General features: G+C 73.1%; 22 protein-coding genes. 3 read left to right on the top strand and 19 right to left on the bottom strand.

Annotated elements, in window-relative coordinates; translation table 11 throughout:
• Positions 1–3: 3 nt before the first annotated feature.
• The 13 genes from nuoK to M3T53_RS07410 all read right to left on the bottom strand — a co-directional run bounded on the left by nuoK (position 4) and on the right by M3T53_RS07410 (position 13066).
• On the bottom strand, positions 4–303 hold the full coding sequence (gene nuoK, locus M3T53_RS07470) for an NADH-quinone oxidoreductase subunit NuoK (RefSeq protein ID WP_272433875.1): 300 nt from the start codon (positions 301–303) through the stop codon (positions 4–6).
• The gene (locus tag M3T53_RS07465; RefSeq protein ID WP_272433874.1) at positions 300–1241 is read right to left on the bottom strand and encodes an NADH-quinone oxidoreductase subunit J; all 942 of its coding nucleotides are present in this window, start codon (positions 1239–1241) and stop codon (positions 300–302) included. The genes nuoK and M3T53_RS07465 overlap by 4 nt, the downstream gene beginning before the upstream one ends.
• Positions 1238–1906, bottom strand: coding sequence for an NADH-quinone oxidoreductase subunit NuoI (gene nuoI / locus M3T53_RS07460; RefSeq protein WP_272433873.1), 669 nt, complete (start codon positions 1904–1906; stop codon positions 1238–1240). The genes M3T53_RS07465 and nuoI overlap by 4 nt, the downstream gene beginning before the upstream one ends.
• Positions 1899–3215: an NADH-quinone oxidoreductase subunit NuoH gene (nuoH, locus tag M3T53_RS07455; protein ID WP_272433872.1), complete on the bottom strand. Its 1317-nt coding sequence runs from the start codon at positions 3213–3215 to the stop codon at positions 1899–1901. Before nuoH ends, nuoI begins: the two co-directional genes overlap by 8 nt.
• Positions 3212–5779, bottom strand: a complete 2568-nt coding sequence (locus tag M3T53_RS07450) for an NADH-quinone oxidoreductase subunit G (RefSeq protein WP_272433871.1) — start codon at positions 5777–5779, stop codon at positions 3212–3214. The genes nuoH and M3T53_RS07450 overlap by 4 nt, the downstream gene beginning before the upstream one ends.
• Positions 5776–7077 carry an NADH-quinone oxidoreductase subunit NuoF gene (gene nuoF, locus M3T53_RS07445; RefSeq protein ID WP_272433870.1) on the bottom strand — a complete coding sequence of 434 codons (1302 nt, stop codon included), beginning with the start codon at positions 7075–7077 and terminating at the stop codon, positions 5776–5778. Before nuoF ends, M3T53_RS07450 begins: the two co-directional genes overlap by 4 nt.
• Positions 7074–7778 (bottom strand): NADH-quinone oxidoreductase subunit NuoE, encoded by a 705-nt coding sequence (gene nuoE / locus M3T53_RS07440; RefSeq protein WP_272433869.1) that lies wholly within the window; start codon positions 7776–7778, stop codon positions 7074–7076. The genes nuoF and nuoE overlap by 4 nt, the downstream gene beginning before the upstream one ends.
• Positions 7775–9124 (bottom strand): NADH-quinone oxidoreductase subunit D, encoded by a 1350-nt coding sequence (locus M3T53_RS07435; RefSeq protein WP_272433868.1) that lies wholly within the window; start codon positions 9122–9124, stop codon positions 7775–7777. The genes nuoE and M3T53_RS07435 overlap by 4 nt, the downstream gene beginning before the upstream one ends.
• Positions 9124–9840 carry an NADH-quinone oxidoreductase subunit C gene (locus tag M3T53_RS07430; protein WP_272433867.1) on the bottom strand — a complete coding sequence of 239 codons (717 nt, stop codon included), beginning with the start codon at positions 9838–9840 and terminating at the stop codon, positions 9124–9126. Before M3T53_RS07430 ends, M3T53_RS07435 begins: the two co-directional genes overlap by 1 nt.
• The gene (locus M3T53_RS07425) at positions 9837–10391 is read right to left on the bottom strand and encodes an NADH-quinone oxidoreductase subunit B (protein ID WP_272433866.1); all 555 of its coding nucleotides are present in this window, start codon (positions 10389–10391) and stop codon (positions 9837–9839) included. The genes M3T53_RS07430 and M3T53_RS07425 overlap by 4 nt, the downstream gene beginning before the upstream one ends.
• Before the next feature lie 20 nt (positions 10392–10411).
• Positions 10412–10771, bottom strand: a complete 360-nt coding sequence (locus tag M3T53_RS07420) for an NADH-quinone oxidoreductase subunit A (protein WP_272433865.1) — start codon at positions 10769–10771, stop codon at positions 10412–10414.
• 31 nt (positions 10772–10802) lie between these two features.
• The gene (locus M3T53_RS07415; RefSeq protein WP_272433864.1) at positions 10803–12083 is read right to left on the bottom strand and encodes a geranylgeranyl reductase family protein; all 1281 of its coding nucleotides are present in this window, start codon (positions 12081–12083) and stop codon (positions 10803–10805) included.
• Between the two features lie 263 nt (positions 12084–12346).
• Entirely contained in the window at positions 12347–13066 is a 720-nt protein-coding gene (locus M3T53_RS07410; RefSeq protein ID WP_272433863.1) for a class I SAM-dependent methyltransferase, read from the bottom strand.
• Between the two features lie 63 nt (positions 13067–13129).
• Between M3T53_RS07410 and M3T53_RS07405 the strand changes: the two genes are divergently transcribed.
• Positions 13130–14374, top strand: a complete 1245-nt coding sequence (locus M3T53_RS07405) for an isochorismate synthase (protein WP_272433862.1) — start codon at positions 13130–13132, stop codon at positions 14372–14374.
• A 21-nt stretch (positions 14375–14395) separates the two neighbouring features.
• On the opposite strand, the gene M3T53_RS07400 is transcribed toward M3T53_RS07405, so the two are convergent.
• The 4 genes from M3T53_RS07400 to M3T53_RS07385 form a co-directional block, all read right to left on the bottom strand.
• Positions 14396–16018, bottom strand: a complete 1623-nt coding sequence (locus M3T53_RS07400) for a S1C family serine protease (protein ID WP_272433861.1) — start codon at positions 16016–16018, stop codon at positions 14396–14398.
• Positions 16019–16227: 209 nt separating this feature from the next.
• Complete coding sequence (menD, locus tag M3T53_RS07395; protein WP_272433860.1) at positions 16228–17910, bottom strand: 2-succinyl-5-enolpyruvyl-6-hydroxy-3-cyclohexene-1-carboxylic-acid synthase; 1683 nt, start codon at positions 17908–17910, stop codon at positions 16228–16230.
• Positions 17907–18962, bottom strand: coding sequence for an o-succinylbenzoate synthase (locus M3T53_RS07390; protein ID WP_272433859.1), 1056 nt, complete (start codon positions 18960–18962; stop codon positions 17907–17909). The genes menD and M3T53_RS07390 overlap by 4 nt, the downstream gene beginning before the upstream one ends.
• A complete protein-coding gene (locus M3T53_RS07385) occupies positions 18959–20077 on the bottom strand; it encodes a hypothetical protein (protein WP_272433858.1) in 1119 nt (372 codons plus the stop codon). Before M3T53_RS07385 ends, M3T53_RS07390 begins: the two co-directional genes overlap by 4 nt.
• 43 nt (positions 20078–20120) lie before the next feature.
• Between M3T53_RS07385 and M3T53_RS07380 the strand changes: the two genes are divergently transcribed.
• Positions 20121–21098 carry a 1,4-dihydroxy-2-naphthoyl-CoA synthase gene (locus tag M3T53_RS07380; protein WP_272433857.1) on the top strand — a complete coding sequence of 326 codons (978 nt, stop codon included), beginning with the start codon at positions 20121–20123 and terminating at the stop codon, positions 21096–21098.
• Between the two features lie 104 nt (positions 21099–21202).
• Here M3T53_RS07380 and M3T53_RS07375 read toward each other — a convergent pair whose 3' ends face one another.
• Positions 21203–22624 (bottom strand): L,D-transpeptidase family protein, encoded by a 1422-nt coding sequence (locus M3T53_RS07375; protein WP_272433855.1) that lies wholly within the window; start codon positions 22622–22624, stop codon positions 21203–21205.
• A gap of 25 nt (positions 22625–22649) precedes the next feature.
• On the bottom strand, positions 22650–24092 hold the full coding sequence (locus M3T53_RS07370; protein WP_272433854.1) for a L,D-transpeptidase family protein: 1443 nt from the start codon (positions 24090–24092) through the stop codon (positions 22650–22652).
• 236 nt (positions 24093–24328) lie between these two features.
• Here M3T53_RS07370 and M3T53_RS07365 point away from each other — a divergent pair, with 236 nt between their 5' ends.
• Positions 24329–25648: an AMP-binding protein gene (locus M3T53_RS07365; RefSeq protein WP_272433853.1), complete on the top strand. Its 1320-nt coding sequence runs from the start codon at positions 24329–24331 to the stop codon at positions 25646–25648.
• Positions 25649–25650: the final 2 nt, after the last annotated feature.

Below are 25650 nucleotides of genomic sequence, written 5' to 3'. Positions count from 1 at the left end.
CCCTCAGTGCTTGAGCAGGGTCGCGTCGTCGACGCTCGTCGTGGCGCGCGACCTGAAGATGGACACGATGATGGCCAGGCCGACGACGACCTCAGCGGCGGCGACGATCATGACGAAGAACGCCATGATCTGGCCGCTGACGTCGCCGAGGATCCGGGCGAAGGTGACGAAGACGAGATTCGCCGAGTTGAGCATGAGCTCGACGCCCATGAGGGAGATGATCGCGGAGCGGCGGACGACGACGATGGTCGCGCCGATCGAGAAGATCACTCCCGCGAGGATGAGGTACCAGGCCAGACTCACTTCTCCTCCTCCTGGTTCTGGGCGGGGGCCGTCGGCTGGTCGAGGCCGGTGGGGGCGGCGGGCCCGGGCATGCCCCAGGCTCCGGACTGGGGGATCGCCGCGGAGGCCTCGAGGGCGAAGGGCGAGTCGATCGTCTCGTCGGCGCGGGCGAGCATGAGGGACTGGGCGACGTCGCGATCGACCTGGGCGATCGTGCGTTCGAGGCCGCGCACGCGCAGGACGCGCGGGACGGACTCCTCGATGGGGGCGAGGGTCTCGCCGGAGATCGCCGGCACGTCGGCGGCGTTCGTGCGCGCGTAGACGCCGGGCGCGGGCAGCTGCCCGATGCGGCGCCCCTGCGTCTCGAAGGCCCGCATCTTCGCCTTGGCGACCTCCAGTTGGGTCAGGCGCGGGCCGAGGCGGTCCGAGTGGGTCAGGAGCATCGCCCCGACAGCGGCGGTGACGAGCAGGACGGCGGCGGCCTCGATGGCCAGCCAGTGCTCGGAGAACAGGGCGACGGCCAGGTCGGTGATCGGCTCGTCGGAGTACGGGTCCGTGGCGTAGCCGGCCTCGTCGCCGACGACCGCGCGCCCCACGGCGGTGGCCAGGGCCACGGCCAGGCCGAGGCCCGCCAGGCAGGCGGCGACGATCTTCTCGCGGCCCTGGCGGGCGTAGTCGTCGGTGGCCCCCAGGCCGATCATCATGATGACGAAGAGGAAGAGGATCATGATCGCGCCGGTGTAGACGACGATCTGGACGACCCCGAGGAACGGGGCGTCCTGGGCGAGGTAGAGGACGGCCAGGCCGAGCATGACGCCGACCATGGACAGAGCCGCGTAGGCGGCCTTCCTGAAGAGGAGGACGCCGAGGGCGCAGGCGACCATGAAGATCCCCGTGCCCGCGAAGAGCACGGCCTCCCCGGTGGAGGCCATCTCGGGCCATGTACCCACAAGATTCATCGGTTCGCCTCCTCGGCGCGCGCGGCTGCCGCGGCGGCCTCTAGGGTCGGGTCGTCCGGCCGGCGCGAGCGCACCCAGTCGACCTGGGCGGCGGTCGGGCCGGCGACGGCGCCGCGGTAGTAGTCCCCGTCGCTCAGGCCCTCGGCCATCGGGTGGGGCGTCGACAGCATCCCCTCGGCCAGGGGCACGAGGAGGTCCTGCTTCTCGTAGATGTCGTCGGCCCGCGTGTACTCGGCCAGCTCGAAGTCGTTGCCCATCGTCAGGGCGCGCGTCGGGCAGGCCTCGATGCACATGCCGCAGAAGATGCAGCGCAGGTAGTTGATCTGGTAGACGTTGCCGAACCTCTCGCCCGGCGAGTACTGGGCGTCCGGGGTGTTCGACGCGGCCTCGACGAGGATCGCGTCCGCGGGGCACGCCCACGCGCACAGCTCGCAACCGATGCACTTCTCCAGCCCGTCGGCGTAGCGGTTGAGCTGGTGGCGCCCGTGGAAGCGGGGCTGGACCCGGGCGGGCTCGCGCGGGTACTGCTCGGTGACGGTCGGGCGGAAGAACGACGAGAGGGTGACGCCGAAGCCGGCGATCGGGGCGAAGAACTCGCCGATCGGCCCCTTCGGGTCGTGCTCGAATCGCATCTGCGCATCCGGGTCGGTCGTCTTCTTACTCATCGTTTCCCTCCTCGATGACGGCGGTCGCGACCGTCACGGGTGCGGCGCGCGCGGCGCGCGGGGACTGGACGGGCAGCTGGCCCGGCAGCGGCGGGACGGGGAACCCGTCGGCGAAGCCCGTGTACTCCTCGTCGGCGGGATCCGTCGGCTCGGGCTCCGGCGAGTCCGTGAGCCACAGGACGGCCAGGACGAGGAGGAACACGGCGAGGACGACGCCGCCCATGACCGGCAGGGAGATCTCGACCCACGCGGTCAGGCCGCGGACGACGGCGACCATGACGAGCCAGACGAGGGCGATCGGCATGAGCCACTTCCACCCCAGGCTCATGAACTGGTCGTAGCGGAAGCGCAGGAGCGTCGCCCGGGTCCAGATCATCAGCATCATGAAGAACCACATCTTGAGGAAGAACCACAGCATCCCCCACCAGCCGGAGTTGAGGAACTCGATGTGGGAGATCGGCCAGGGCGCGTGCCAGCCGCCGAAGAACATCGTCGTCGCGATGGCCGAGACGTTGAGCATGTTGACGTACTCGGACAGGTAGTACCAGCCGAACTTCATCGACGAGTACTCGACCATGTGCCCGGCGACAAGCTCGCCCTCGGCCTCGGGGAGGTCGAAGGGGAGGCGGTTGACCTCTCCGCAGGCGCTGATGCAGTAGATGACGAACGCGGGGATCAGGGCGAACGCCCACCACACGCGCCCCTGGGCGGCGACGATCTGCGAGGTCGACATCGTCCCCGACATGAGGAAGACCGACACGAGGGACAGGCCCATCGCCAGCTCGTAGGAGATCACCTGGGCGGAGGAGCGCACGGCGCCGTACAGGGGCAGGGTCGACCGGGTCGACCAGCCGCCCAGGACGATCCCGTAGATGCCCAGCGACGCGATCGCCAGGATGTACAGGGCCGCGACCGGCATGTCCGCCAGTTGCAGGGGGGTCGATCGGCCGAACACCTGGACGTTCGGCCCCATGGGGATCACCGCGAAGATGCTGAAGGCGCAGAACGCGGAGATCGCCGGGGCGAGGAAGTAGAGGAACTTGTCGGCGCCGCGCGTCCACATGTCCTCCTTGAAGAGAAGCTTGCCGGCGTCGGCGAACGCCTGGAAGAGCCCCAGGGGTCCGGCGACGTTGGGGCCGGGGCGCGTCTGCATCCTGCCGAGGCCGCGCCGCTCGACCCACAGGGCGATGAGGACGTTGACGATGAGGTAGACGATGATGAAGACGGCCTTGATGAGCGTCAGCCACCAGGTCTCCTCCGAGAAGTCCGATGCCGCGTAGTCGGGCACCGCGAGGGCCAGGAGATTCATCGGGCCACCTCCCCTGTGGCGCTGAGGGCGACGACGGCGCCCGAGGCGCCGAGCTCGCAGTGGACGAGGGAGCCGGCCGAGCACTCGGGCACCCACACGACGTGGTCGGGCAGGTCGGCGACGGCGGCGGGCAGCGCGATCGACCCGCGCTCGGTGGACAGGACGAGCGTCTCGTCGACTCGCCCCCCGACGGCGGCCAGCGTCGACTCGGAGACGAGGGCGACCGGGCGGCGGGCCGAGCCCGCGAGCCACTGGGCGCCGTCCTGGAGGATCCCGGCGTCGAGCATCGGCTTGTGGGTCGCCAGGACGGCCTGGTCGGGGCCGACCGGGGTCGGGGCCGGGGCGTCGACGGGGACGAAGGCCTCGCGGGCCCCGCGCCACTCCATCAGGGGGTTGACCTCGTCGTACAGGTCCGTCAGCGTGGCGACGCCCAGGTCGGCGCCGAACTCGGCGGCCAGGCGCGACAGGGCCTCGCGGTCGGTGAGGGCGCGTGAGGCGATCGCCTGCCCGAAGGGGCGCAGGCGCCCCTCCCAGTCGATGAACGTCCCGTTCTTCTCCAGGGCCGGCGCGACCGGCAGGACGACGTCCGCCCGGTCGGTGATCTGCGAGGGACGGACCTCCAGGGACACGAGGAACGGGACCGCGTCGAGGCCGGCGAGGACCCGCTGCGGGTCGTCGAAGTCGCGCACGTCGACGCCGCCGACGACGAGGGCGTCGACCGCGCCCGACAGGGCGCCCTCGATCATCTGCGAGGCGTCCAGGCCCCGCTCGTCGGGCACCCGGTCCCACCCGAGGGAGGCCCGCGCGGCCTCGTCGGCCAGGTCCCGACCGAAGGGCAGCAGGCCCGGCAGGAGGCCAGCCTCGACGGCGGCGCGGTCGCCGCAGCGGCGCGGCACCCACTGGAGGCGCGCGCCCGTGCGGTCCGCGAGGGCCGCGACGGCGCTGAGCAGCCCAGGGGCGCGCGCGGCGCGCTCTCCGACGAGGATCACGCCTCCGGCGAGGTCCTCGGCGAGCCCCGCGTTCTCCGCGCCCTCGGCGATCGAGGAGACGACCTCGACCTCCGTGCCGGGCGCGGCGCGCAGGATCTGGGCGCCGAGCTTGCGCGACCCGGCGGAGGTGAAGGGGGCGACAGAGGCGACGCGCGCCGACCCGGCGCGCACGCCCTTGCGCAGGCGCAGGAAGACCGCGCCGCACTCGTCCTCGGGCTCGAGGGCCACGAGGAGGACCCGCCCGGCGGACTCCAGGTCCGCGTAGGTGACGCCCAGGCCCGACCCGGCCACGCGCGAGGCGAGGAACGAGCGCTCCTCCTCGCTGTGAGCGCGCCCGCGGGCGTCGATCGAGTCGGAGCCGACGATGCCGCGCGCGAACTTGCCCCACGCCCACGCGTCCTCGAAGGTCAGCCGGCCGCCGGGGAGGAACCCGACGCGGCCCGACGCCGCCTCGATCCCGCGGCGCGCCCGGTCCAGCGCATCCGACCAGGAGGTCGGGACGAGCTCGCCGTCCTCGCGCACCAGGGGCGTGCGCAGGCGGTCGACGCCGTGCCACTCGAAGGCGAAGCGGTCCTTGTCGGTGATCCACTCCTCGTTGACCTCCGGATCGTTGCCGGCCATCCGGCGGACAACCTCGCCGCGGCGGATGTCGACGCGGATCGCGCTACCCGACGCGTCGTGCTCGGTGACCGACGGGGTGGACACGAGGTCGAAGGGCCGGGCCCGGAAGCGGTACGAGGCGGCCGTCAGGGCGCCCACCGGGCAGATCTGGATGATGTTGCCCGAGAAGTAGGAGGCGAAGGCCCGCCCGGTGACGTCCCGGTCGGCCTCGGTCAGCTCGCCCTCGTTGACCGACCCGAGGATCCCGGACTCGCCGTAGGGGCCGGAGATCCCCGCGTCCCCCATGCCCTTGCCCTTGGGGTCGTGGAAGTCGAGGGTCGACGTGTCGAAGCCGCCGATCTGCTCGGCCATGAAGTAGTGGTCGTCGGTCGGGGCGGTGCCGCCGCCGCGCCCTTGCAAGTCGATGAACACGTCGCCGGAGATCTCCTTGCCGAAGCGCACGCACCGCTGGCACAGGATGCACCGGTCGCGGTCGAGGAGGATCTGGGAGGTCAGCTGGAGGGGCTTGCGGTACGTGCGCTTGGCGTCGGCGAAGCGCGAGGTCGCGCGCCCGTCCGTCATCGCCTGGTTCTGCAGGGGGCATTCGCCGCCCTTGTCGCAGATCGGGCAGTCGAGCGGGTGGTTGATGAGGAGGAACTCCATGACGCCGCGCTGGGCGGTGGCCGCGACCTCGGAGGTGCGCTGGGTCTTGACGACCATGCCGGGGCTGACGGCCTGCGAGCACGAGGCCTGCGGCTTGGGCATGAAGCGCAGCTCCCCGGTGGTGCGGTCGGGCATGCCGACCTCGACGAGGCATTGGCGGCAGGCCCCCACCGGGGCCAGGAGCGGGTGGTCGCAGAAGCGCGGGATGCGGATCCCGGCCTTCTCGGCCGCTCGGATGACGAGGGTTCCCGCGGGAACGCTCACCTGGACGTCGTCGATGGTGACGTCGACCATCGCGGGAGCGTCGCTCATCGGACACCTCCTCGCGCGTAGACGGTGGACGCCTCGTAGGGGAAGAGCTCGCGGGCCGGCGTCGTCAGGCCCGCCTCGAACTCGTCGCGGAAGCGCATGATGCCGGACATGATCGGAGTCGCCGCCGCGTCCCCCAGGGGGCAGAAGCTGCGCCCGGCGATGTTGTGGGCGATCTCGTCGAGCAGGTCGACGTCGCCGGGCAGGCCCTGCCCCTTCTCCAGGCGGAACATGATCTGCTTGATCCAGTAGGTGCCCTCGCGGCACGGCGTGCACTTGCCGCACGACTCGTGCTGGTAGAACTCCGACCAGCGGGCGATGACGCGCACGACGGAGGTCGTCTCGTCGAACACCTGGAGGGCGCGGGTCGCCAGCATCGATCCGGCGGCGCCCACGGACTCGTAGTCCAGGGGCGTGTCGAGCTCCGCCTCGGTGAACAGGGGCGTCGACGAGCCGCCGGGGGTCCAGAACTTCAGGCGGTGCCCGTCGCGGATCCCGCCGGCCAGGTCGATGAGCTGGCGCATGGTGATGCCGAAGGGCGCCTCGAACTGGCCGGGGGTGTTGACGTGGCCGGACACGGAGAAGATCCCGTGCCCTTTCGACTTCTCCGTGCCCATCGACGCGTACCACTCGACCGAGTTGCGGAAGATCCCCGACACCTGGCAGATCGACTCGACGTTGTTGACGACGGTCGGGCGCGCGTACAGGCCGGCGACCGCGGGGAACGGGGGCTTCATGCGCGGATGCCCGCGGCGCCCCTCCAGGGAGTCGAGGAGCGCGGACTCCTCGCCGCAGATGTAGGCGCCGGCGCCCGCGTGGGCGGTGATCCGCAATCCGCCGAGCAGGCCCGCGTCCTCGGCCTCCCGGATGGCGCTCAGGAGGCGCCGGTACACGTGGGCGACCTCGCCGCGCAGGTAGATGAACGCGTGGGCGCAGTTGATGGCCCGGCTCGTGATCGCCACGCCCTCGACGAGGACGTGCGGGTCCGCCATGATCGTCGGGATGTCCTTGCAGGTGCCCGGCTCGGACTCGTCGGCGTTGACGACGAGGTAGCGGGGCAGGCCGTCGTCGGGCGGCAGGAAGGACCATTTGAGGCCGGTGGGGAAGCCCGCGCCGCCGCGCCCGCGCAGGCCGGAGGCCTTGACGGCCTCGACGATGTCGGCGGGGGCCATGGCGTTGGCCTTCTTCAGGCCCTCGTAGCCGCCTCGCGACAGGTACGACTCGAGGGTCCACGAGCGGTCGTCGCCCCATCCGCGGGTGACGACCGGGGTGAGGATCCCGGGTGCGGCGTAGGTCGTCATGCCTGGTCGCCTCCATTCGTCTCGTTCTCGGAGCCGGCGACGGCCACCGGTTCGGTCCAGCCGCGCTCGTCGGCGATGCGCCGCCCGAGGACGGTGGGGGCCCCGGCGGAGGGGCCCTCGTGCTCGTGCCCGTCGAGGAAGCCGGCGAGGGTCCGCTCGTTCTCCTTGAACGTCGGGGCGACGTCCGGCCCGCGCGTGGGGTGGACGGGCCTGCCGGCCTCGATGTCGTCGACGAGGGCGAGGGCCGACTCCGGCGTCTGGTTGTCGAAGAACTCCCAGTTGACCATGACGACGGGCGCGTAGTCGCAGGCGGCGTTGCACTCGATGCGCTCGAGGGTGATGCGCCCGGACTCGCTCGTCTCGTCGGAGCCGACGCCGACGCGCTCGGAGACCGCCTCCCAGATGTCGTCGCCGCCCATGACGGCGCACAGGGCGTTCGTGCACACGCCGACGAGGTAGTCGCCGGTGGGGTGGCGCTTGTACTGGGTGTAGAAGGTCGCCACGGCGCTGATCTCGGCGCGCGGCAGGTCGAGGACGTCGGCGATGAGGGCGATGCCGTCGGGGCTCACGTAGCCGTCGACGGACTGGACGAGGTGGAGCATCGGCAGCATCGCCGAGCGGGCGTGGCCCGTCGGGTAGCGGCTGATGATCTCGGCGGAGTCGGCCCGCAGGCGAGCCTCCACGTCAGCGGGGTATGTCATCGGTCGACGCCTCCCAGGACCGGGTCGATGGCGGCCAGGGAAACGACCACGTCGGCCAGTTGGCCGCCCTCGGTCATCATGGCCAGGGATTGCAGGTTCGCGAAGGACGGATCGCGGAAGTGGGCGCGGAACGGGCGGGTCCCGCCGTCGGAGACGAGGTGGACGCCGAGGACCCCCTTGGCGTGCTCGACGGTCTGGTACACCTGGCCCGCCGGGACCCTGAAGCCCTCGGTGACGAGCTTGAAGTGGTGGATGAGGGATTCCATCGACCGTCCCATGATCTCGGAGATGTGGTCGAGGGAGTTGCCCTGGCCGTCGGCGGCAACCGACAGCTGCGCGGGCCAGGCGATCGCCGGGTCGGCGACCATGACGGGGGCGCCCTCGCAGGCGTCGAGGCGGCGCAGCACCTGGTCGATGATCCGCAGGGACTCGTAGCACTCGTCGAAGCGGATCATCGTGCGGGTGTACACGTCGGAATGGGCGCGCGTGGGGATATCGAACTCGAAGTCCTCGTACCCGCAGTACGGCTGGGTCTTGCGCATGTCGAGGGGCAGGCCGGCGGCGCGCACGCCCGGCCCGGTGGTGCCCAGCGCCATGAGGGCCGACAGCGGCATGACGGCCACGTCGCACAGGCGCTTCTTGAAGATCGGGTTCTCCTGAGTGAGGTCCTGGAGCTCGCCGATGTCGCGGCGGCACAGCGCGAGCCGCTCGCGGATGTAGCCGGTGGTGCCCTCGCCGATGTCCTGGGCGACGCCGCCGGGGCGGATGTACGCGTGGTTCATGCGCAGGCCGGTGATGCGCTCGAGGATCCGCAGGATCTCCTCGCGGCCGCGGAAGCCGATCGTCATGATCGTCGTCGCGCCCATCTCGTTGCCGGTCGAGCCGATGGCGACGAGGTGGGAGGCGATGCGGCACAGCTCCATGACGAGGACGCGGATCAGGCTGGCCCGCTCGGGGACGTCGTCGGTGATGCCCAGGAGTTTCTCGACGCCCAGGCAGTAGGCGGCTTCCTGGAAGAGGGGGGCAACGTAGTCCATGCGGGTGCACAGGGTGACGCCCTGGGTCCAGGTCCGGTGCTCCATGGTCTTCTCGATGCCGGTGTGGAGGTAGCCGGTGTCGACGCGCATCTCGCGGACGAGCTCCCCGTCGAGTTCGAGGATCAGGCGCAGGACGCCGTGGGTGGCCGGGTGGACGGGGCCGAGGTTGACGACGATGCGCTCGTTGGTGATCTTCTCGATCTCGGCGAGGACGTCGGACCAGTCGCCGCCCTGGGCGAGGACCTCGGGGAGGTCGTCGATGCCGAGGCCGGCGGCCGAGGCGGCCGCGTGGAGGTTCGGGGTGCTCATCAGTTGTACGACCTCCGGATGTCGGCGGGCGGGACGGTGGCTCCCTTGAACTCGACGGGCACGCCGCCGAGCGGGTAGTCCTTGCGCTGGGGGTGGCCGACCCAGTCGTCGGGCATCGCGGTGCGGGTCAGCGACGGATGGCCGTCGAAGACGATGCCGAGGAGGTCCCAGGTCTCGCGCTCCTGCCAGTCGTTGGCGGGGTAGACGGGGACGATCGTCGGGATGTGCGGGTCGGCGTCGGGGCAGGCGACCTCGAGGCGGATCACGCGGTTGTGGGTGATCGACATCAGCGGGTAGATCGCGTGGAGCTCGCGCCCGGCGTCGGCCGGGTAGTGGACGCCGTTGGTGCCCAGGCACAGCTCGAAGCGCAGGTCCGGGTCGTCGCGCAGGTGGAGGGCGACGCGGGCGATGTGCTCGCGGACGATGAAGATCGTCAGCTGGTCGCGGTCGATGACGACCTTCTCGATGACGTCGGCGGGGTCGAGGCCGTCGGCGGCGAGGAGCTCCTCGAGGACGTCGACGACGGTGTCGTACCAGCCCCCGTAGGGGCGGGCGGCCTCGCCGGGCAGGAATGCCTCGGTGACGAGCCCGCCGAAGCCCGTGGTGTCGGACCCCTGGGAGGCGCCGAACAGCCCCTGACGGCGGGCGATGGGCTCGGGTGCGGCGAAGGCCCGGCCGGCGGCCCCTTCGCGTGCGGTCTCGATCTCGTCGCTCATGCGAGGAGTCCCTTCATCCGGTGGGTCGGCGTGGCTTCGAGGGCGGCCTGCTCGGCCCGGCGCGCGATCTCGCGGCGGTGGGCGCCCAGGGGCTCCTTGCCGATCTGCTCGCGCAGGACGAGGACGGCGTGGATCAGGGCCTCGGGCCGGGGCGGGCAGCCGGGCAGGTAGACGTCGACGGGGACGATGTGGTCGCAGCCCTGGACGATCGCGTAGTTGTTGAACATGCCGCCCGACGAGGCGCACGCCCCCATGGAGATCACCCATTTGGGCTCGGGCATGGAGTCGTAGACGCGCCGGATGACGGGGGCCATCTTGTGGGAGACGCGGCCGGAGACGATCATCATGTCCGAGTGGCGAGGGGAGGCGCGGAAGACCTCGAGGCCGAAGCGCGCCATGTCGAATCGGGGGGTGCCCGCGGCCATCATCTCGATGGCGCAGCAGGCCAGGCCCATGGTGACGGGCCATTGGCTGTACTTGCGGGCCAGGCCGAGGACCTTCTCGACGCTGGTCAGGGCGATGCCGGCGGGCAGTGCTTCTTCGAGTCCCATGGTGTGTCTCCTCAGTTCTCTCAGTAGTCCAGGCCGCCGCGGCGCCACTCGTAGACGTAGGGGACGGTGATGAGGGCGATGAACGTCAGCATGGCGACGAGTCCGAAGAGGCCGACCTGGTCGAAGGCGACGGCCCACGGGTACATGAAGACGACCTCGATGTCGAAGACGATGAAGGTCATGGCGACGAGGTAGTAGCGCACGGGGAATCGCCCGTCGTGGAGGTGGCCGGAGGTGGGCTCGATGCCGCACTCGTAGTTGTCCGCCTTGGTCCTCGACTTCTTCGTCGGGCCGAGGATCGCCGAGGCGCCCAGGCCCGCGAAGGCCAGCACGGCGGCGGCGGCGGCCATGATGAGCAGCGGGAAATACGGATTCGTCATCGTCCCTCCCAGGATCGATCGGAGCGGGCGCTCATACGGCGGGCACCATCTTCGACAGCGCGGTGATGAGGCGGTCGTCGATGTCGCCCCCGGATCTCTCGTAGCCGTCGGACAAGAGCTTGTGGACGAGGGTCATCAGGCGGGGGATGGGCAGCCCGTGGTAGGTGCACAGCCGCATGATCCTCGGGTTCTCGATGAGGGCGACGAAGATGCGGCCGAGCTGGTAGTAGCCGCCGTACTCGTCGCGGAGCATCTGGGGGTAGGCGCTCATGGCGCGGTCGGCGCCGGCGCGGGTGGGGCGCGCGAGGGCCTGGGCGATGCAGTCGGCGGCGTAGCGGCCTGCCTTGAGCCCGGGGGCGATGCCCTCGCCGTTGAAGGGGGAGACCATGCCGCCGGCGTCGCCGACGAGGACGAGGCCGCAGGCGTAGTGGGGGGTGCGGTTGAAGCTCATCGGCAGGGCGGCCGATCGCAGGGCGCCGATGCGGTTGTCGGGGGTGAATCCCCATTCTTCGGGCAGGTTCGCGGTCCACTGCTCGAAGACCTGCTTGTAGGGCAGGGCAGTCGCGTTGGCGGTGGAGGACACGGATCCCAGGCCGACGTTGACGACGCCGTCGCCCATGGGGAAGATCCATCCGTATCCGGGCAGGAGGTCGGAGGCGCCGGGGGCCCCGCTCCACAGTTCGAGATGGGACTCCATGTACTCCTCGTCGCCGCGCGGAGAGTGGAAGTAGGCGCGGGCGGCGACGCCCATGGGCCGCGAGGGGGCCTTCTCGATGCCGAGGGAGGTCGCCAGTCGGGCGGCCACTCCCCCGGCGTCGACGACGAAGCGGGCGCGCGCCGTGATCTCGGTGGCGTGGGGGCCGCGGCCGCGGCGGGCGACGACTCCGGTGACCCTGCCCGAGGCATCGGTCAGGGCGCCGGTGACGGTGACGCCCTCGTGGAGGCGGGCGCCGGCCGCTTGGGCGCGGCGGGCGAGGGTCTCGTCGAGGCTGGCGCGCGCGCGGGTCAGTCCGTATCCGGGCAGGGACTTCTGGTCGGGCCAGTCCATGGTGACGGTGTGCCCGCCGCCGATGACGGTCAGGCCGCGATTGCGCGTCCACGAGCCGGTGTCGACCCCCATGAGGATGAGTTCGTGGACGGCCGCGGGGGTCAGGCCGTCGCCGCAGATCTTGTCGCGAGGGAATTCGGCCTTGTCGAGGAGGAGGACGTCGGCGCCGAGGGAGGCCAGGTGGTAGGCGGTCGAGGATCCGGCGGGGCCTGCGCCCACGACGACGACGTCGGCGCTCACCTCTCCGGCGAGGTCATCGGCCACTGGTTTCCTCCCGTGTGGGGCGCAGGCTGGGACTGACTGCGCTGGTGTGCGTATGGGAGCGGCGTGCACGGCACCGCGACCCGGTTGCACACAGTAGCCGTTTGGCGAATCGGCTCCTGCACGAATGACATTCGCCCGGTTTTGCGCGGATCACGAGATATATGAGGAGACCCTTGCAGGGGAATTTGCGCAAGCGCGAATTAGGCTAAATACGCTGCCGCCGGGCCCCGAGGGGTCCGGCGGCGCGATCGCGGTCCTCCCTGTCAGGGCAGGGGTTTGCGCGCCCGGTGGAGGGCGACGATCCCACCGGTCAAGTTGCGGTATTCGACCTCGTCCCATCCGTTGTCGGCGATGAGGCGGCCGACCTCCTCCTGATCGGGCCAGTCGCGGATCGATTCGACGAGGTAGTCGTAGGCGGCGTCGTTCGACGACGCCAGGCGGGCCATCACCGGCAGGACGGTCGACTGGTAGGCCTCGTACATCGATCGGAAGAGGGCGTTCGGCGGGGTGGAGAACTCGCAGACGACGAGGCGCCCGCGAGGCCGCACGACCCGGGCCATCTCGCGCAGCGCCCGCGCGGGGTCGGGGATGTTGCGCAGCCCGTAGGAGATGGTCACCGCGTCGAAGGAGGCCTCCTCGAAGTCGAGGTCGAGGGCGTCGCCCTGGACGAACTCGATGTCCGGGTGCCGGGCGCGCCCGACCTCGATCATGCCGGCGGACAGGTCGCAGGCGACGACCTCGGCCCCGCCGGCGGCCAGGGCCGCCGACGACGCGCCGGTGCCGGCCGCCAGGTCGAGGATGCGCTCGCCGGGCCTGGGGGCTACGGCCCGGCGCAGGGCCGCCGTCCACACGCGGTCCATCCCGCCGGTCATCAGGTGGTCCATGAGGTCGTAGCGCTCGGCGACGCGGTCGAACATCGAGGCGACGTCGCTCGTCGATTTGGTGAGGTCGGCGCGAGGGGCGCTGTTCGAGGCATCAGTCATACGGGTATCCTCGCACGCCCCGGGCGGGGCGCGCCCGTACCCGGGCGAACTACGATGGGGCCCATGCCTGCGACCCCCCTGAGCCTCGACGTGCGCGCCGCGCGCATCCCCGCCGATTCCGATCTGGGCCGCCTCCCCCTCCTGTCCTTCCTCGCGGGCGACGACGAGCCGGTCGTCTGGTTGGGCGGCAGGCGCCGATTCGTCGGCTCGGGCCGGGCCGCGACGATCGCCGTGTCGGGCCCCGGGTCGATCGACCGGGCGGGGCGGGAGTGGGACCGGCTGCGCTCCTCGGCCCGCGTCGAGGCCGGGTCCCCGCTCGCCCTGCCGATCGGCTTCGCCTCCTTCGCCTTCTGCGACGACTCCGAATCCGTCCTGCTGGTCCCCGAGTTCCTCGTCGTCGAGGGCGACCGGGGCAGGTGGGCGGTCGTCTGCTCGCCCGGCTCGGCCGGCGACCCCCTCGAGGCCGCCCGGGACGCCGCGCGCCGCTCCCGGGGGGATCGTCCGGTCGCCCCGACCGGCCTGCGCACGGGGACCGGTCGGATGACGCAGGAGGAGTGGACCGCCTCGGTGGGCGCGGTCGCGGCTCGGCTGCGGGTCGGAGAGGCCCTCAAGGCGGTGATGACCCGGGACATGGTCGTGCGCGCCGATTCGCCGATCGATCCGCGGCTCCTCGTCGAGCGCCTGTCCGCCCTCTACCCGGCGACGTGGCGGTTCGTCGTCGCGGGCCTGGTCGGCGCGACCCCGGAGATGCTCGCCTCCTGCGAGGGGGACCGCCTGCGCTCGCGCGTCCTGGCCGGGACGATCTCCCCGGGGGAGGGCCCGCGGCTCATGGCGTCGTCGAAGGATCGTCGCGAGCACGCCCTGGCGGTCGCCTCGGTCGCCGAGGCCCTCGGGCCCCTCGCCGCGGACCTGTCGGTGCCCGACGAGCCCTTCGTCCTCGACCTGCCCAATGTCACTCACCTGGCGACCGACGTCGAGGCGCGCCTGGACGGGTCGGGCGTCTTCGACGCCCTCGCGGCCCTGCATCCGACGGCGGCCGTGTGCGGGACCCCCCGCGAGGCGGCGCTCGCCCTCCTGCGCGAGTTCGAGCGCACCGAGCGCGGGCGCTACTCGGGGCCGGTGGGATGGGTCGACGCGGCGGGCGACGCCGAGTTCGCGCTGGCGCTGCGCTGCGGGATGCTCGAGGAGGGGGGCCGCGCCCTGCGGGTCTTCGCGGGCGGGGGGATCATGCCGGACTCGGATCCCGCGGCGGAGCTCGCCGAGACGCGGGCGAAGATGTCCCCGCTCCTGGAGGCCCTGGGCCTGTAGGAGCCCGGCGAGCCGCAGGGGCTACTCCTTGGCCCGGAGGGTCACGGTCGCCTCCCGCTCGACGCCGTCGCGCACGTAGGCGATCGTCGCCTCGTCGCCGCTGCGGTAGCGGCGGATGTAGCCGGTGAGCTGCTTGCCCGAGGAGACCTCCTGGCCGTCGACCGCGATGATCGTGTCGCCGGCCTCGATCCCGCCCGCGCTGGCGGCCCCGTCGGGCACCAGTTCGGTCACCAGGGCCCCCGCCTTCGTGTCGCCGTCGATCTCGACCTGCCCGGTGGTGATCGACACTCCGAGGACCGCGTGCGACACCGATCCGGAGGCGATGAGCTGGTCGGTGACGGAGACGACGAGATCCGACGGGATCGCGAAGCCCAGGCCGATGGATCCGGCCTCACTGGATTCCGACGACCTCATCGAGGCGATCGACGAGTTGATGCCGATGACGGCTCCGGTCGCGTCGAAGAGGGGGCCGCCGGAGTTGCCGGGGTTGATCGACGCGTCGACCTGGATCGCGTTGGTCACCACCGAGTCCGCCGTCGCCCGGCCGCGCTGGTTGAAGGGGAGCTGCCCGAAGGGGTCGTTGGGATCGGCCTCGGACTGCGACTGCGTGGAGACCTCCACCGGCCTGTTGAGGGCGGAGATGATGCCCGTCGTCGCCGTGTTCGACAGGCCCAGGGGCGCGCCGATCGCCATGACCTGCTCGCCGACGGCCAGGTCCGCGGAGGAGCCGAACGAGGCGACCGCCAGGTCGGAGGGCGGGTTGATCAGGCGGATGACGGCCAGGTCCGTGGCCTGGTCGTGGCCGACGATCTCGGCGTCGTAGATGCGACCGTCGGCGAGGGTCACGGAGACGGCTCCTCCTCCCAGGGCCGGCGAGATCACATGGTAGTTGGTGACGATGTGCCCCTCGGCGTCGTAGACGGCGCCCGATCCGATGCCCGAGGCGCTCGACCCCGAGGCGTTGATGGTGACGACCGCGGGGGACACGGTCGCGGCGACGGTCTGCCAGTCGACGCCCTCGCCGTTCGAGGCGACGGGCGGGACCGTCTGGGCGATGGTCGCCGCCGAGCGATCGGTTCCGGCGGGCGCGCGCCCGCCGTTGAGGATCGCCCAGGAGGCGCCGACGGAGACGAGGGCGGTGGCGAGCATCCCGGCGGTGAAGGCCGCCCATCCGGGGCCCTTGCGGGCGCGGGGGCCCGGCGACGGGGGGGCCGGGGCGAGGGGGGACGGCGGGATGGGTCCGACGGCGAGGGGCGAGGAGGTCGGGGCCGCCCAGGCGGAGCGGGGCGGGGTCTGCTGGGGCGCCCCGGTTGGGCCCGGCGGGGTCGTCTGCGGCCCGCGTGCGGAGGGGCCGCTCGGCGCGGCGGCCGGCGGCGCATCTGCGGGCTCGGGGGCGCCCGGCGCCCGGGAGCTCATGAGGGGGTCGCCGGTCCGGGGCTGCGCGCCGATCGGCGTGGCGGCCGGCGGGAGGAAGGGGCTGGTCGCGGGCCCGGGGCCGGGGGCCTGCGGGGCCGCCTGGGGAGCGTCCGCCGGCTCCGGGGCGGGGGCGACGCGGGGGGTCCCGGTCCACGCGCCTGCGGTGGAGCGGTCCTCCCCTGCCGGAACGTGCTGCGCGGTCGCCTCGTCGTTGCGTTCGTCGCTCATCTTTCCTTCTTTCGGGCGTCGGTGCGTGATGCCCCCATCATGGGCCCTTCGATTCGTCGAACACTGAATGTCAACTGTAAGCCACCTGTGAATGTATAGCCGTGGACGGCCGACGCTCCGGCCCCTCCCGCCACCCGCGATCGGCGCCCGGACGCCCCACCCGCGAGGTCCCCTTCCCCACGGCCGGAATCGGCGGCGCCCAGGACCCATCACCTCCTGAGGACGTCGCGGATCGCCGCGACGAGCCCGGGATCGGACTCGACGGGCACATGGATCACCCGTGCGCCCCCGGCACCCGTGCCCACGAGCGCCTCGCGCACTGCCCCCATCGACTCGACCCTCGCGTATTCCGCCCCGTGGGCCGCCGCCAGAGCCTCCACCGACGTCTCCTGCGGAGTGGCGAACCACCGGTCGAAGACCGGAGCGTACTCCGGGCGCCCATGCTCCAGACCCGCGAAGATCGAGCCCCCGTGGTCGTCGACGACGACGAGGTCGACGGCCGGCGCCTCCTCGTCCGTCGGGACCGCCAGGGCCCCGGCGTCGTGGAAGAACGTCAGATCGCCCATGAGCGCCGTCACCCGCGTTCCCGACCCCGCCGCCACGCCGATCGCCGTCGCGACCGTCCCGTCGATGCCCGCCAGCCCGCGATTCGACAGGACCGGGCGACCCGGATCGCCCACGGCCGCCAGATCCGCGGCCCGCACGCACGACGACGCCCCCAGGAGCAGTGGGCCCTCCCCCGAGCGCCAGACGGCCCGGGCGACGGCCGGGGTCGTCGGGACCGCCGCATCCGCCTCGTCGATGAGGGCCTCGACCGCCCCGCGAGCCCGCCGAGACGCGAGACGCCACTCCCCCAGCCACGCGGCCTCGTCCTCGCCGACCGGACCGCGGGGGGCCCCGAGCGCGGCCGCGACCACCGCGGCCCGCCCCGCGACATCCGTCCACTGCGACGACGGGTCGACGACGACGATCCGCACGTCCTCCCGGGCCAGCAGCGCCGACACGGCGCGCGAGAGCGTCGGACGGCCCGAGACGACGACCTGTTCGACTCCCTGGGCGCACGCGGCCCCGACGAGGAGGGACTGCTGGTGGTCCACCGCCTCGGGGAGTCGGCGCGCCCGACTCGTCGGCTCGGCGAGGACGGGGAGCCTGCCGGCGGCCCACCGGGCGACGGCCGGGTCGTCCCCGTCCCCGGCGACGACGACCGTGCGCAGGCCGGGGTCGACGGCCTCCTCCCAGGGGACGGGGGTCGGGGCGGAGGCGAGGACCCGTGCGCCGCCCCCTCCCGCGCCGTCGGCGCACGCCCCCGACGGCCCCTCGGAGGACGGGGCGGGCGTCAGCGGGTCGCGCAGGCCGATGTTGAGGTGGACCGGGCCGGGCGTCCCCGTCGGGAACCCCCGAGCGGCGGCGACGAGGCGCGCGACGAGGGCCGCCAGGCGCGGCCCCGCCTCCTGGCCGGCCGGCACGTCGAGCTCGTCGCGGACGTGGCCGGCGAAGATCCCGGCCTGCCGGGTCGTCTGGGAGGCTCCGACGCCGCGCATCTCGAAGGGCCGGTCGGCGCTGACCGCGATGATCGGCAGGCGCGCGTGCGAGGCCTCGGCGATGCCGGCGTGGAGCTCGGCGACGGCGCCCCCGCTCGTCGTGACGACGGCGACCGGGGCGGGCCGGGTCCCCGTGCCGGCGCCGCGCGACAGGCCGACGGCGAGGAAGGCGGCGGAGCGCTCGTCGAGGCGGACGTGGGCGCGGATCCGCCCGCCGCGGACCGCCTCGTCGAGGGCGTGGGCCAGGGGGGCCGAGCGGGACCCGGGGCAGTAGACGACGTCCCGGACCCCACAGTCCGCGAGGGTCCTCACGACGAGCCGGGCGACGAGGATCGACGGGTTCTCGGTCATCGCGCCCCCCTCCGCGCGTCCAGGTGGGCGCACATCGCGTCGAGGCGCCCGAGCCAGCGGGCGACGAGGCCGGGGGCGACCGGGTCCCGGTCGACGAGCGAAAGGTCGGGGGCCAGGGGCGCCGCCGGGATCGACCCGTCGCGGACCTCCAGCGGCCCGGCGACGTCGTCCGCGAGGAGCTGGGCGGTGGCCAGGCCGCAGGCCAGGGGCTCGCCCGGCAGGGCGGCGGCGGTCATCGCCCCGACGGCCAGGCCCACCGAGGACTCGAGGGCGGAGGAGACGACGACCCGCAGCTCCGTCGAGGCGGCGATGTCGAGGGCGCGGGCCGGGCCCCCGAGGGGGGCGACCTTGATGACGGCGACGTCGGCGGCGCCCGCCCGGGCGACGGCCAGGGGGTCCTCGGCGCGGCGGATCGACTCGTCGGCGGCGATGGGGGGCGCGACGCGGCGCCGGACGGCGGCGAGCTCGTCGACCCGGGGGCACGGCTGCTCGACGTACTCGAGGCCGCCGACGGCGGCGGCGGCCCGGTCGAGGTCCCCGATCGCGCGGACGGCCTCGTCCTCGTCCCACGCGGAGTTCGCGTCGACGCGGATCCGCCCGCGCCCGGGGGCCGAGGAGGCCAGGGCGTCGGCGACGGCCTCGACGCGGGCGACGTCGTCGGACGGCGACGAACCGGGGTCGGCGACCTTGATCTTCGCGGTGGCGCACCCCCCGGAGGAGAGCACGCGGGCGCGCGCCTCGTCGGGCGGGCACACGGGGATCGTCACATTGACGTCGACGCGGGGCCGCAGGGGCGCGGGGCACCCGTTGACGGCGGCGTCGACGGCGGCGCTCAGCCACGCGGAGGACTCCTCGGGCCCGTAGTCCCAGAAGGGCGAGGCCTCGCCCCAGCCGGCGGGCCCGTGGAGGAGGAGGCCGTCGCGCGAGGTCACGCGCCTGAAGCGGGTCGTCATCTCGAGGCGGTGGACGAGGATCTCGTCGACGCCGTCGAGGACCCGGCGCGTGCGCGCGGGCAGACGGGCCGGGTCGATGCGGGTCAGGCGCGCGCTCATCGCAGAACCGCCATCGCGGATCGGGGGGCGAGGACGACGTGACCGGTGCAGGCCGCGCCGGACAGGAGGTCGGATCCCTCGACGCCGGACAGCTCGACGGCCCTCGGCCCGTGGTTGAGGAGGAAGAGGATCCGGCCCACCTGCTGGGCCTCGACGCCGTCGGGCAGTCCCGTGCGCGTCGGGTGAAGGCGGGCGCGGGCGGCGACGAGGCGGATCAGGGCGCTGCGGGTCACGGCGTCGAGCGGGGCGGCGACGCACCACGCGAAGCCCGCCCCCTCGGGTCGGCGGGTGACGACGGGCAGCGCGGTCCCATCGGCTCCGGGGAGGGAGGCGACGACCCGCGCCCCGTCCCCCAGTGCGAGGGGCCGGGGGGCGTCGAGGGCCGCGGGGGCCGGGGCGGGCGAGGCGATGAGGTCGAGGGCGCGCGCGAGCCCCGGGTCGTCGGCCCTCAGGGGGAGGCGCCCCGTGGGCGGGCCCACGGGGGCGCGTCCCGCCTCCGGGGCGACGCCCCGGCTGATCCGGTCGACGAGGGCGCCGGAGGGGTCGGGCCTGCGCGGCCCGTCTTCCCCGCGAGGGCCGCTGCCGTGCTCGGCGCGAGCGGCTCCGAGGAGGGCGGCGAGTCCCTCGACGGGGCCCTCGACGAGGAGGTGGACCCCTGCCGCGACGGCCCGAGTGAGCCCGTCGGCGGCGTCCGGGCCGATGTCCGCGGGCTCGGGGACGACGAGGATCCGATGATCCGCGAGGTCGTCGTCGGCGCGGACGAGCCGGACCGGGTACCCGGATTCCCACAGGGTCCGGTGCCAGTGGCGGGCCCGGGCCCGCCGCTGCGGGGCCGGGCCCTGGCCCATGACGATGGCGGCGCCCGCGGGGGGGACGGCCGAGAGGGCGTCGCGCAGGAGCGCGCCGGCGTCGTCCGCCGGGGCTCCGAGGACGTCGAGCCCGTGGGCGAGGGCCGCGGCCTCGCGCAGGTGCTCGGGGCGGATCGCGCGCGCCCCTTCCCGTCGGGAGGCACGCGGGGACGGGGCGCCGGCGAGGGCCACGGCGTCCGACCACGCCCATTCGCGGGGGTCGTCGGGGGGGCCGGGGCGGGAGTCGGGACGGGGCTCGTCGGTCATGGGGACGAGCCTACCGGGCGCGGGCACCGCGTAGTCTGTGCCCATGAGCGCACTGCCCTTCGTCTCCGACACCTTCGATCCGGCGCGCTGGCGGGAGGTCGACGGCTTCGATCTGACCGACATCACCTACCACCGGGGGGTGTCGCGCGGGCGGGAGTCCGACGGGCGGCCGGCGGGCGCGGACCTGCCGGTCGTGCGCATCGCCTTCGACCGGCCCGACATCCGCAACGCCTTCCGCCCCCATACGGTCGACGAGCTCTACCGGTGCCTCGATCACGCCCGGCTGACCGGGGACGTCGCCGCCGTGGTCCTCACGGGTAACGGCCCGTCGGCACGGGACGGGGGGTATTCGTTCTGCTCGGGCGGCGACCAGCGGGTCAGGGGGAAGGACGGCTACCGCTACGAGGTCGAGGGCGCCGACGGGGCCGCGGACGCCCGGACGCGGCGCGAGCAGGTCGACCCGGCGCGGGCCGGGCGCCTCCACATCCTCGAGGTCCAGCGGCTGATCCGCACGATGGGCAAGGTCGTCATCGCCGCGGTCCCCGGGTGGGCGGCGGGCGGGGGCCATTCGCTCAACGTCGTCGCCGACCTGTCGGTCGCCTCCCTTGAGCACGCGGCGTTCATGCAGACGGACGCCAACGTTGGCTCATTCGACGCCGGGTATGGGTCGGCGCTGCTGGCCCGCCAGGCGGGGGACAAGCGGGCCCGGGAGATCTTCTTCCTCGCCGAGCGCTACGACGCGGCCACCGCCGAGCGGTGGGGCGTCGTCAACCGGGCCGTCCCCCACGCCCAGCTGGAGGAGACGGCGCTGGAGTGGGCGGCGACGGTCGCGATGAAGTCGCCGCAGGCGATCCGCATGCTCAAGTTCGCTTTCAACCTGGCCGACGACGGCCTGGCGGGCCAGCAGGTGTTCGCCGGCGAGGCGACGCGCCTGGCGTATATGACGGACGAGGCCCGGGAGGGCCGCGACGCGTTCCTCGAGCATCGCCCGCCCCGGTGGGACGGGTTCGTCTACTACTGACGCCTTTCTGACACGTCATTTCCCTCGAAAACGAAAAACAGGGCCCCGATACGGTAGGAAATGTTCGTTTTCGGGGGAAATGGCGGGGCGGCTCCGGACGTCGGTCAGTAGTGGATGACGACGGCCGTGCCGATCTCGTCCCAGTCGTGCATCCACCGGGCCTCGTCCACCGGCATGTTGATGCACCCGTGCGACGAGGCGTCCGACCCGATCCCGAAACGACCGACCCACGGAGCGCCGTGCATCGCGTACGACCCGGTGAAGTACGAGACCCACGGGACGTCCTTCGCGCAGTACGGCCAGTCGGGGGTGCACCCCATGTCCTGCTTCTCGTACTTGAGGTAGACGTGGTACGTGCCCGTCACCGTCTCGTGGCCCACTCCCCCGTGGTTGATGCCGACGGGCCCTCGCACCACCGTGTGCCCCTCGTAGGCGGTCAGGGTCGACGCCCCCAGGTCGATGTCCACCCACTTCTCGCCCTCGGCCGCCGGGTAGACGTAGGCCTCATAACCGGCCAGAGCCGGGCGGGTCTGAGTCGGCGGCGCCACCTCGTCGTAGTCGAAATCGCCCCGGTAGTCGACCCCCGAGCCGAGGGCGGCGACGATCCCGTCGCGCACCTCGTCGACGTTGTTCGTCGTCAGCCCGCGCACGCCCGGCCTCGCCTCGACGAGGGCCGCGCCCGCCGCGTCGACGTTCGTGATCGTCGGGACCGGGGCGACGTCGGTGGCCTCGGCCGTGGCCTTCACCCACTGCCCGACGGCGTCCGGGTCGACGACGGGGCTCCCGAGCCCGCCGGCCTCGACGGGGACGTCGATCCACGCGACCTTGTCGGCGGCGGAGGCCTCGTAGGAGTCGATGCCGTCGGTGACGCTGACCTGCGGGGCGATCAGCGCGTTCGCGGCCGAGGCCGCCGCCCGGGCCTGCTCGTCGGTGATCGTCGGCGACGCCTCCTCGACGCCCAGGTCGGCCTCGATGGGCGCGAGGGCTGCCAGGACCTCGTCGATCGCCCCGTCGAGGGCCCCGTCCACCAGGGCCGTGCCCGGTTCGCCGGGGGTCGTCGTGAACGAGGCGCCGTCCGGAGCCGGGGCCACGCCCGGCTCGACGACGGCCGGTCCGGCGAGGCGCGCGAGCTCGTCCGCGGCCCTCGCGCGGGCGCCCTCGTCGACGGAGAAGGAGACGGGGACGTCAGTGGACGAGCCCAGGGCGCTCAGGCGCGAGAGGATCGACGCGTTCGCCGCCAGGACGGCGTCGGCCGTCGCCTCCGCGTCGACGACGACCCCCAGGTCGGCCAGGGCCAGGTCGCGCTCGCGCCCGTCGACCCGGGCCGTCAGTCGGGCGCCCTGCGCGCGTTGGGAGACCGAGGCGGCGATCTCTTCCCGGGCCATGCCCGCGACGGACTGCCCGGCGACGGAGGTCCCGGGCAGCGCGAGGTCCTCGTAGTGGGCGCAGTAGGCGGCCCCCGAGCCGCCGACGCCGACGAGGACCGCCGCGGCGGCGCAGACTCCCCAGATCGCCCTCTTCCTCATCGCCGGCTCCTCGCGCGCCCTGGTCTCAGTAGTGGGAGACGACGACGGTGCCCATGTCCGCCCAGTCGTAGATGAACTTCGCGGCCGACACCGGCATGTTGACGCATCCGTGCGAGCCTCCCGGCCCCGACCAGCCGAACGAGGACCGCCACGGGGCCCCGTGGAACGCGTAGGAGCCCGTGAAGTAGGTGACCCACGGGACGTCCGGCGTCACGTACTTCGACCCGTCGACGTTCTCCCCGCGCATCGTCTGGGACGCGTACTTGAGGTAGACGCGATACGTGCCGGTGACGGTCGGCGTCTGAGGATCGCCCGGCACCATGTAGTAGGGGCCGCCGGCGACCGAGCCGCCGACGTAGGCGGTGACCGTGGCCGACGACAGGTCCAGGTCGATCCACTTCTCACCCTCGCCGGCCTGGTAGACGAGGTTCTCCGCGCCCTCGGCGACCCGTCGGGTGTCGAAGCTGGGCTTGACCTCGTCATAGTCGAACTCGCCGGCATAGGACTGCCCCGCCGTCAGGGCGGCGACCGCGTCCCGTGTCACCGCGTCGATGTTGTTCACCGACCAGCCGGACACGCCCTCCTTGGCGACGGTGAGGACCTCACCGGCGGAGTTGACGTTGTGGACCCCGTTGACGGGGGCGACGTTCGACTTCTCGGCGGTGGCCGCGATCCACTCCGCGATCTTGCCCTCGTCGAAAGAGGGCTCGGCGAGCCCATCGCCCTCCTCGGCGGGCAGGGCCACCCACGAGGCCTTCTCCTCGCCGGTCGCCGTGAAGGAGTCGATGCCGTCGGTGATCGTCACGTCGAGGCCGACCAGGGCGTTCGCGGCATCCGCCGCCTCCTGCGCCTGCTCGGTCGTGACCTGCGGGTCGAGGGGCACCGGGGTGATAGGGGCGGGGGTCGACGACAGCGCGCGCGCCTGAGCGGTGATCGCCTCGAGGACCTGCTCGCGGGTCACGCCGGCGCCCGACGAGGCGGGCGTCACCGTGAACGAGGCGCCGTCGCCCCCCGGGACGACCGCGGCGTTCTGCACGTTGGCCCCTGCGGCCTCGTTGATCCGCGCGACGAAGGCCTCGACGGCCTCCTCATCGGTCACGACCACCGGATCGACAGCCGGCGGCGACATCAGAGCGGACACCTGCGAGGCGAGGGAGGAGCCGGGGGCGAGAGCGGCGTCCGCCGTCGCCTCCGCGTCCACCGCGACGCCCGCCTCGGCCAGGGGGGCCTCGACCCTGGTCCCGTCGACGTCGACCGACGCGGAACTGGCGTCGATCCTCTCGCGCAGGGAGGCGACGATCTCGTCACGGGTCATGCCCGCGACCGACTGGCCGGCGACAGTGGTCCCCGGCAGCGCCTTGTCCCGGTAGTTCACGGCGAAAGCGGCCGTCCCGGCGACGACGACCAGGACGACGGCGGAGAGGACGCCGACGGCCCATTTCACGGGGGAGGACACTGTGCTCATCATCGCTCACCATGCTAGTCGCGCCCCCGGACGCTTGCCAGGCAATCACCCCCGAGCCGGCGCGGAATCCGCCACATCCCCCGCCCCGCCCGGCAGGAGCGTCGGCCCGCCCGGGGGAGTCCGCCGACACGGATGGGCGGCAGATCGGCGACGGCGCGAAGATGACCGCCGCCCCTCCTGCGCCTACCCTGGTGCGGAGCACGGCGGGAGGCTCCCGCCGGACCGGAGGAGGTTCCGCCATGTCCACCCCGCGCATCCTGGTCGTTCCCGGGGGAACGTCGATCGGCGCCGTCGCATTGGCCAACGCCTCGATCCACAAGCTCGTCGAGCTGTGGGAGGAGCGCCGCGCCGACCCCGACCACCTCGCCCCCCACACCGTCGTCGTCCTGCGCGACCCCGACCTCGTCCCCCCCGCCACCCTGCGCTCGAGCGCGACCACCCCCGCCGAGGCCTTCCCCGCCGACCTCTACCCCGGGATGCAGGAGCGCCTCGACGACCCCGGCCTCTTCGACGGCGTCGACCTCGTCATCGCCACCTCCGGGTCCAGCGCCGGCACCCCCCGCCTCGTCGGGCTGTCCATCGACGCCCTCATCGCCTCCGCCAGGGCCACCGAGAAGGCCCTCGACGGCCCCGGCACGTGGATCCTCGCCCTGCCCTGCGACCACATCGCCGGCGCCATGGTCCTCCTGCGCGCCGCCCTCGCCGAGACCAGCCCCCAAATCGTCGACTGCTCCGAGGGATTCGACCCGACGGCCCTCCTGCCCGCCGTCGCCGGCGCCACCGAAGACCCCTCGGTCCCCGCCTACCTGTCCCTCGTCCCGACCCAGCTCGCCGCCTGCCTCGACGCCGGCGACGACGTGCGCGCCGCCCTCGCCTCGCTCGCCGCCGTGCTCGTCGGCGGCTCCGCCATCGACCCCGACCTCGTCGACGCCGCCCGCGGCCACGGCATCCGGGTCGTCACGACCTACGGGATGACCGAGACCTGCGGCGGCTGCGTCTACGACGGCCTCGCCCTGCCCGGCGTCAGCGTGCGCGCCGTCGACTCCGAGTCCGGGACCCGCCTGGCCGTCGCCGGGCCCACGCTGATGACCCGCTACCTCGACGCCGACTCCCCGTTCTTCGACGAGGGCGGGACGCGGTGGCTGATGACCGGCGACATCGGCGCGATCCGCGCCTCCGGTCACGTCGAGGTCCGCGGGCGCGCCGACGACGTCATCATCTCCGGCGGCCTGTCGGTCTCGCCCGAGCCGGTCGCCGACGCGCTCCTCGACGTCGACGGCGTCCGCGAGGCGTGGGTCGTCGGCGTCCCGGACGACAAGTGGGGCGAGATCGTCACCGGCGTCGTCGTCCCCGACGAGATGCCCGACGGCGGCGAGGCCATGGCCTCCTTCGGCGAGCGGATCCGCGACGAGGTGGGCGAGGTGCTCGGGCGCCCCCAGTCGCCCCAGAGGATCGTCGCCGTCGACGCCCTGCCCCGCACGGCCAGCGGCAAGATCGACCGCGGGGCCGTCGCCTCCCTCGTCGAATCGGCGCCCGCCGAGCGCGTCTGGTCGCGCTGACC

The sequence above is a fragment of the Actinomyces sp. B33 genome (assembly GCF_028437565.1).
Lineage (GTDB): Bacteria > Actinomycetota > Actinomycetes > Actinomycetales > Actinomycetaceae > Pauljensenia.
Note: the sequence above shows the minus strand (reverse complement) of the source record. Positions and strands in the feature narration are given on the sequence as shown.

Coding starts and splice junctions, on each gene's coding strand:
- M3T53_RS07465 (WP_272433874.1), bottom strand. CDS start 1,241: ATGAATCTTGTGGGTACATGGCCCGAGATGGCCTCCACCGGGGAGGCC.
- nuoF (WP_272433870.1), bottom strand. CDS start 7,077: ATGACGACCTACGCCGCACCCGGGATCCTCACCCCGGTCGTCACCCGC.
- M3T53_RS07365 (WP_272433853.1), top strand. CDS start 24,329: ATGTCCACCCCGCGCATCCTGGTCGTTCCCGGGGGAACGTCGATCGGC.
- M3T53_RS07380 (WP_272433857.1), top strand. CDS start 20,121: ATGAGCGCACTGCCCTTCGTCTCCGACACCTTCGATCCGGCGCGCTGG.
- nuoI (WP_272433873.1), bottom strand. CDS start 1,906: ATGAGTAAGAAGACGACCGACCCGGATGCGCAGATGCGATTCGAGCAC.
- M3T53_RS07420 (WP_272433865.1), bottom strand. CDS start 10,771: ATGACGAATCCGTATTTCCCGCTGCTCATCATGGCCGCCGCCGCCGCC.
- M3T53_RS07375 (WP_272433855.1), bottom strand. CDS start 22,624: ATGAGGAAGAGGGCGATCTGGGGAGTCTGCGCCGCCGCGGCGGTCCTC.
- M3T53_RS07385 (WP_272433858.1), bottom strand. CDS start 20,077: ATGACCGACGAGCCCCGTCCCGACTCCCGCCCCGGCCCCCCCGACGAC.
- M3T53_RS07450 (WP_272433871.1), bottom strand. CDS start 5,779: ATGAGCGACGCTCCCGCGATGGTCGACGTCACCATCGACGACGTCCAG.
- M3T53_RS07425 (WP_272433866.1), bottom strand. CDS start 10,391: ATGGGACTCGAAGAAGCACTGCCCGCCGGCATCGCCCTGACCAGCGTC.
- M3T53_RS07370 (WP_272433854.1), bottom strand. CDS start 24,092: ATGATGAGCACAGTGTCCTCCCCCGTGAAATGGGCCGTCGGCGTCCTC.
- M3T53_RS07430 (WP_272433867.1), bottom strand. CDS start 9,840: ATGAGCGACGAGATCGAGACCGCACGCGAAGGGGCCGCCGGCCGGGCC.
- nuoH (WP_272433872.1), bottom strand. CDS start 3,215: ATGAATCTCCTGGCCCTCGCGGTGCCCGACTACGCGGCATCGGACTTC.
- M3T53_RS07435 (WP_272433868.1), bottom strand. CDS start 9,124: ATGAGCACCCCGAACCTCCACGCGGCCGCCTCGGCCGCCGGCCTCGGC.
- M3T53_RS07410 (WP_272433863.1), bottom strand. CDS start 13,066: ATGACTGATGCCTCGAACAGCGCCCCTCGCGCCGACCTCACCAAATCG.
- nuoE (WP_272433869.1), bottom strand. CDS start 7,778: ATGACATACCCCGCTGACGTGGAGGCTCGCCTGCGGGCCGACTCCGCC.
- menD (WP_272433860.1), bottom strand. CDS start 17,910: ATGACCGAGAACCCGTCGATCCTCGTCGCCCGGCTCGTCGTGAGGACC.
- M3T53_RS07400 (WP_272433861.1), bottom strand. CDS start 16,018: ATGAGCGACGAACGCAACGACGAGGCGACCGCGCAGCACGTTCCGGCA.
- M3T53_RS07390 (WP_272433859.1), bottom strand. CDS start 18,962: ATGAGCGCGCGCCTGACCCGCATCGACCCGGCCCGTCTGCCCGCGCGC.
- M3T53_RS07405 (WP_272433862.1), top strand. CDS start 13,130: ATGCCTGCGACCCCCCTGAGCCTCGACGTGCGCGCCGCGCGCATCCCC.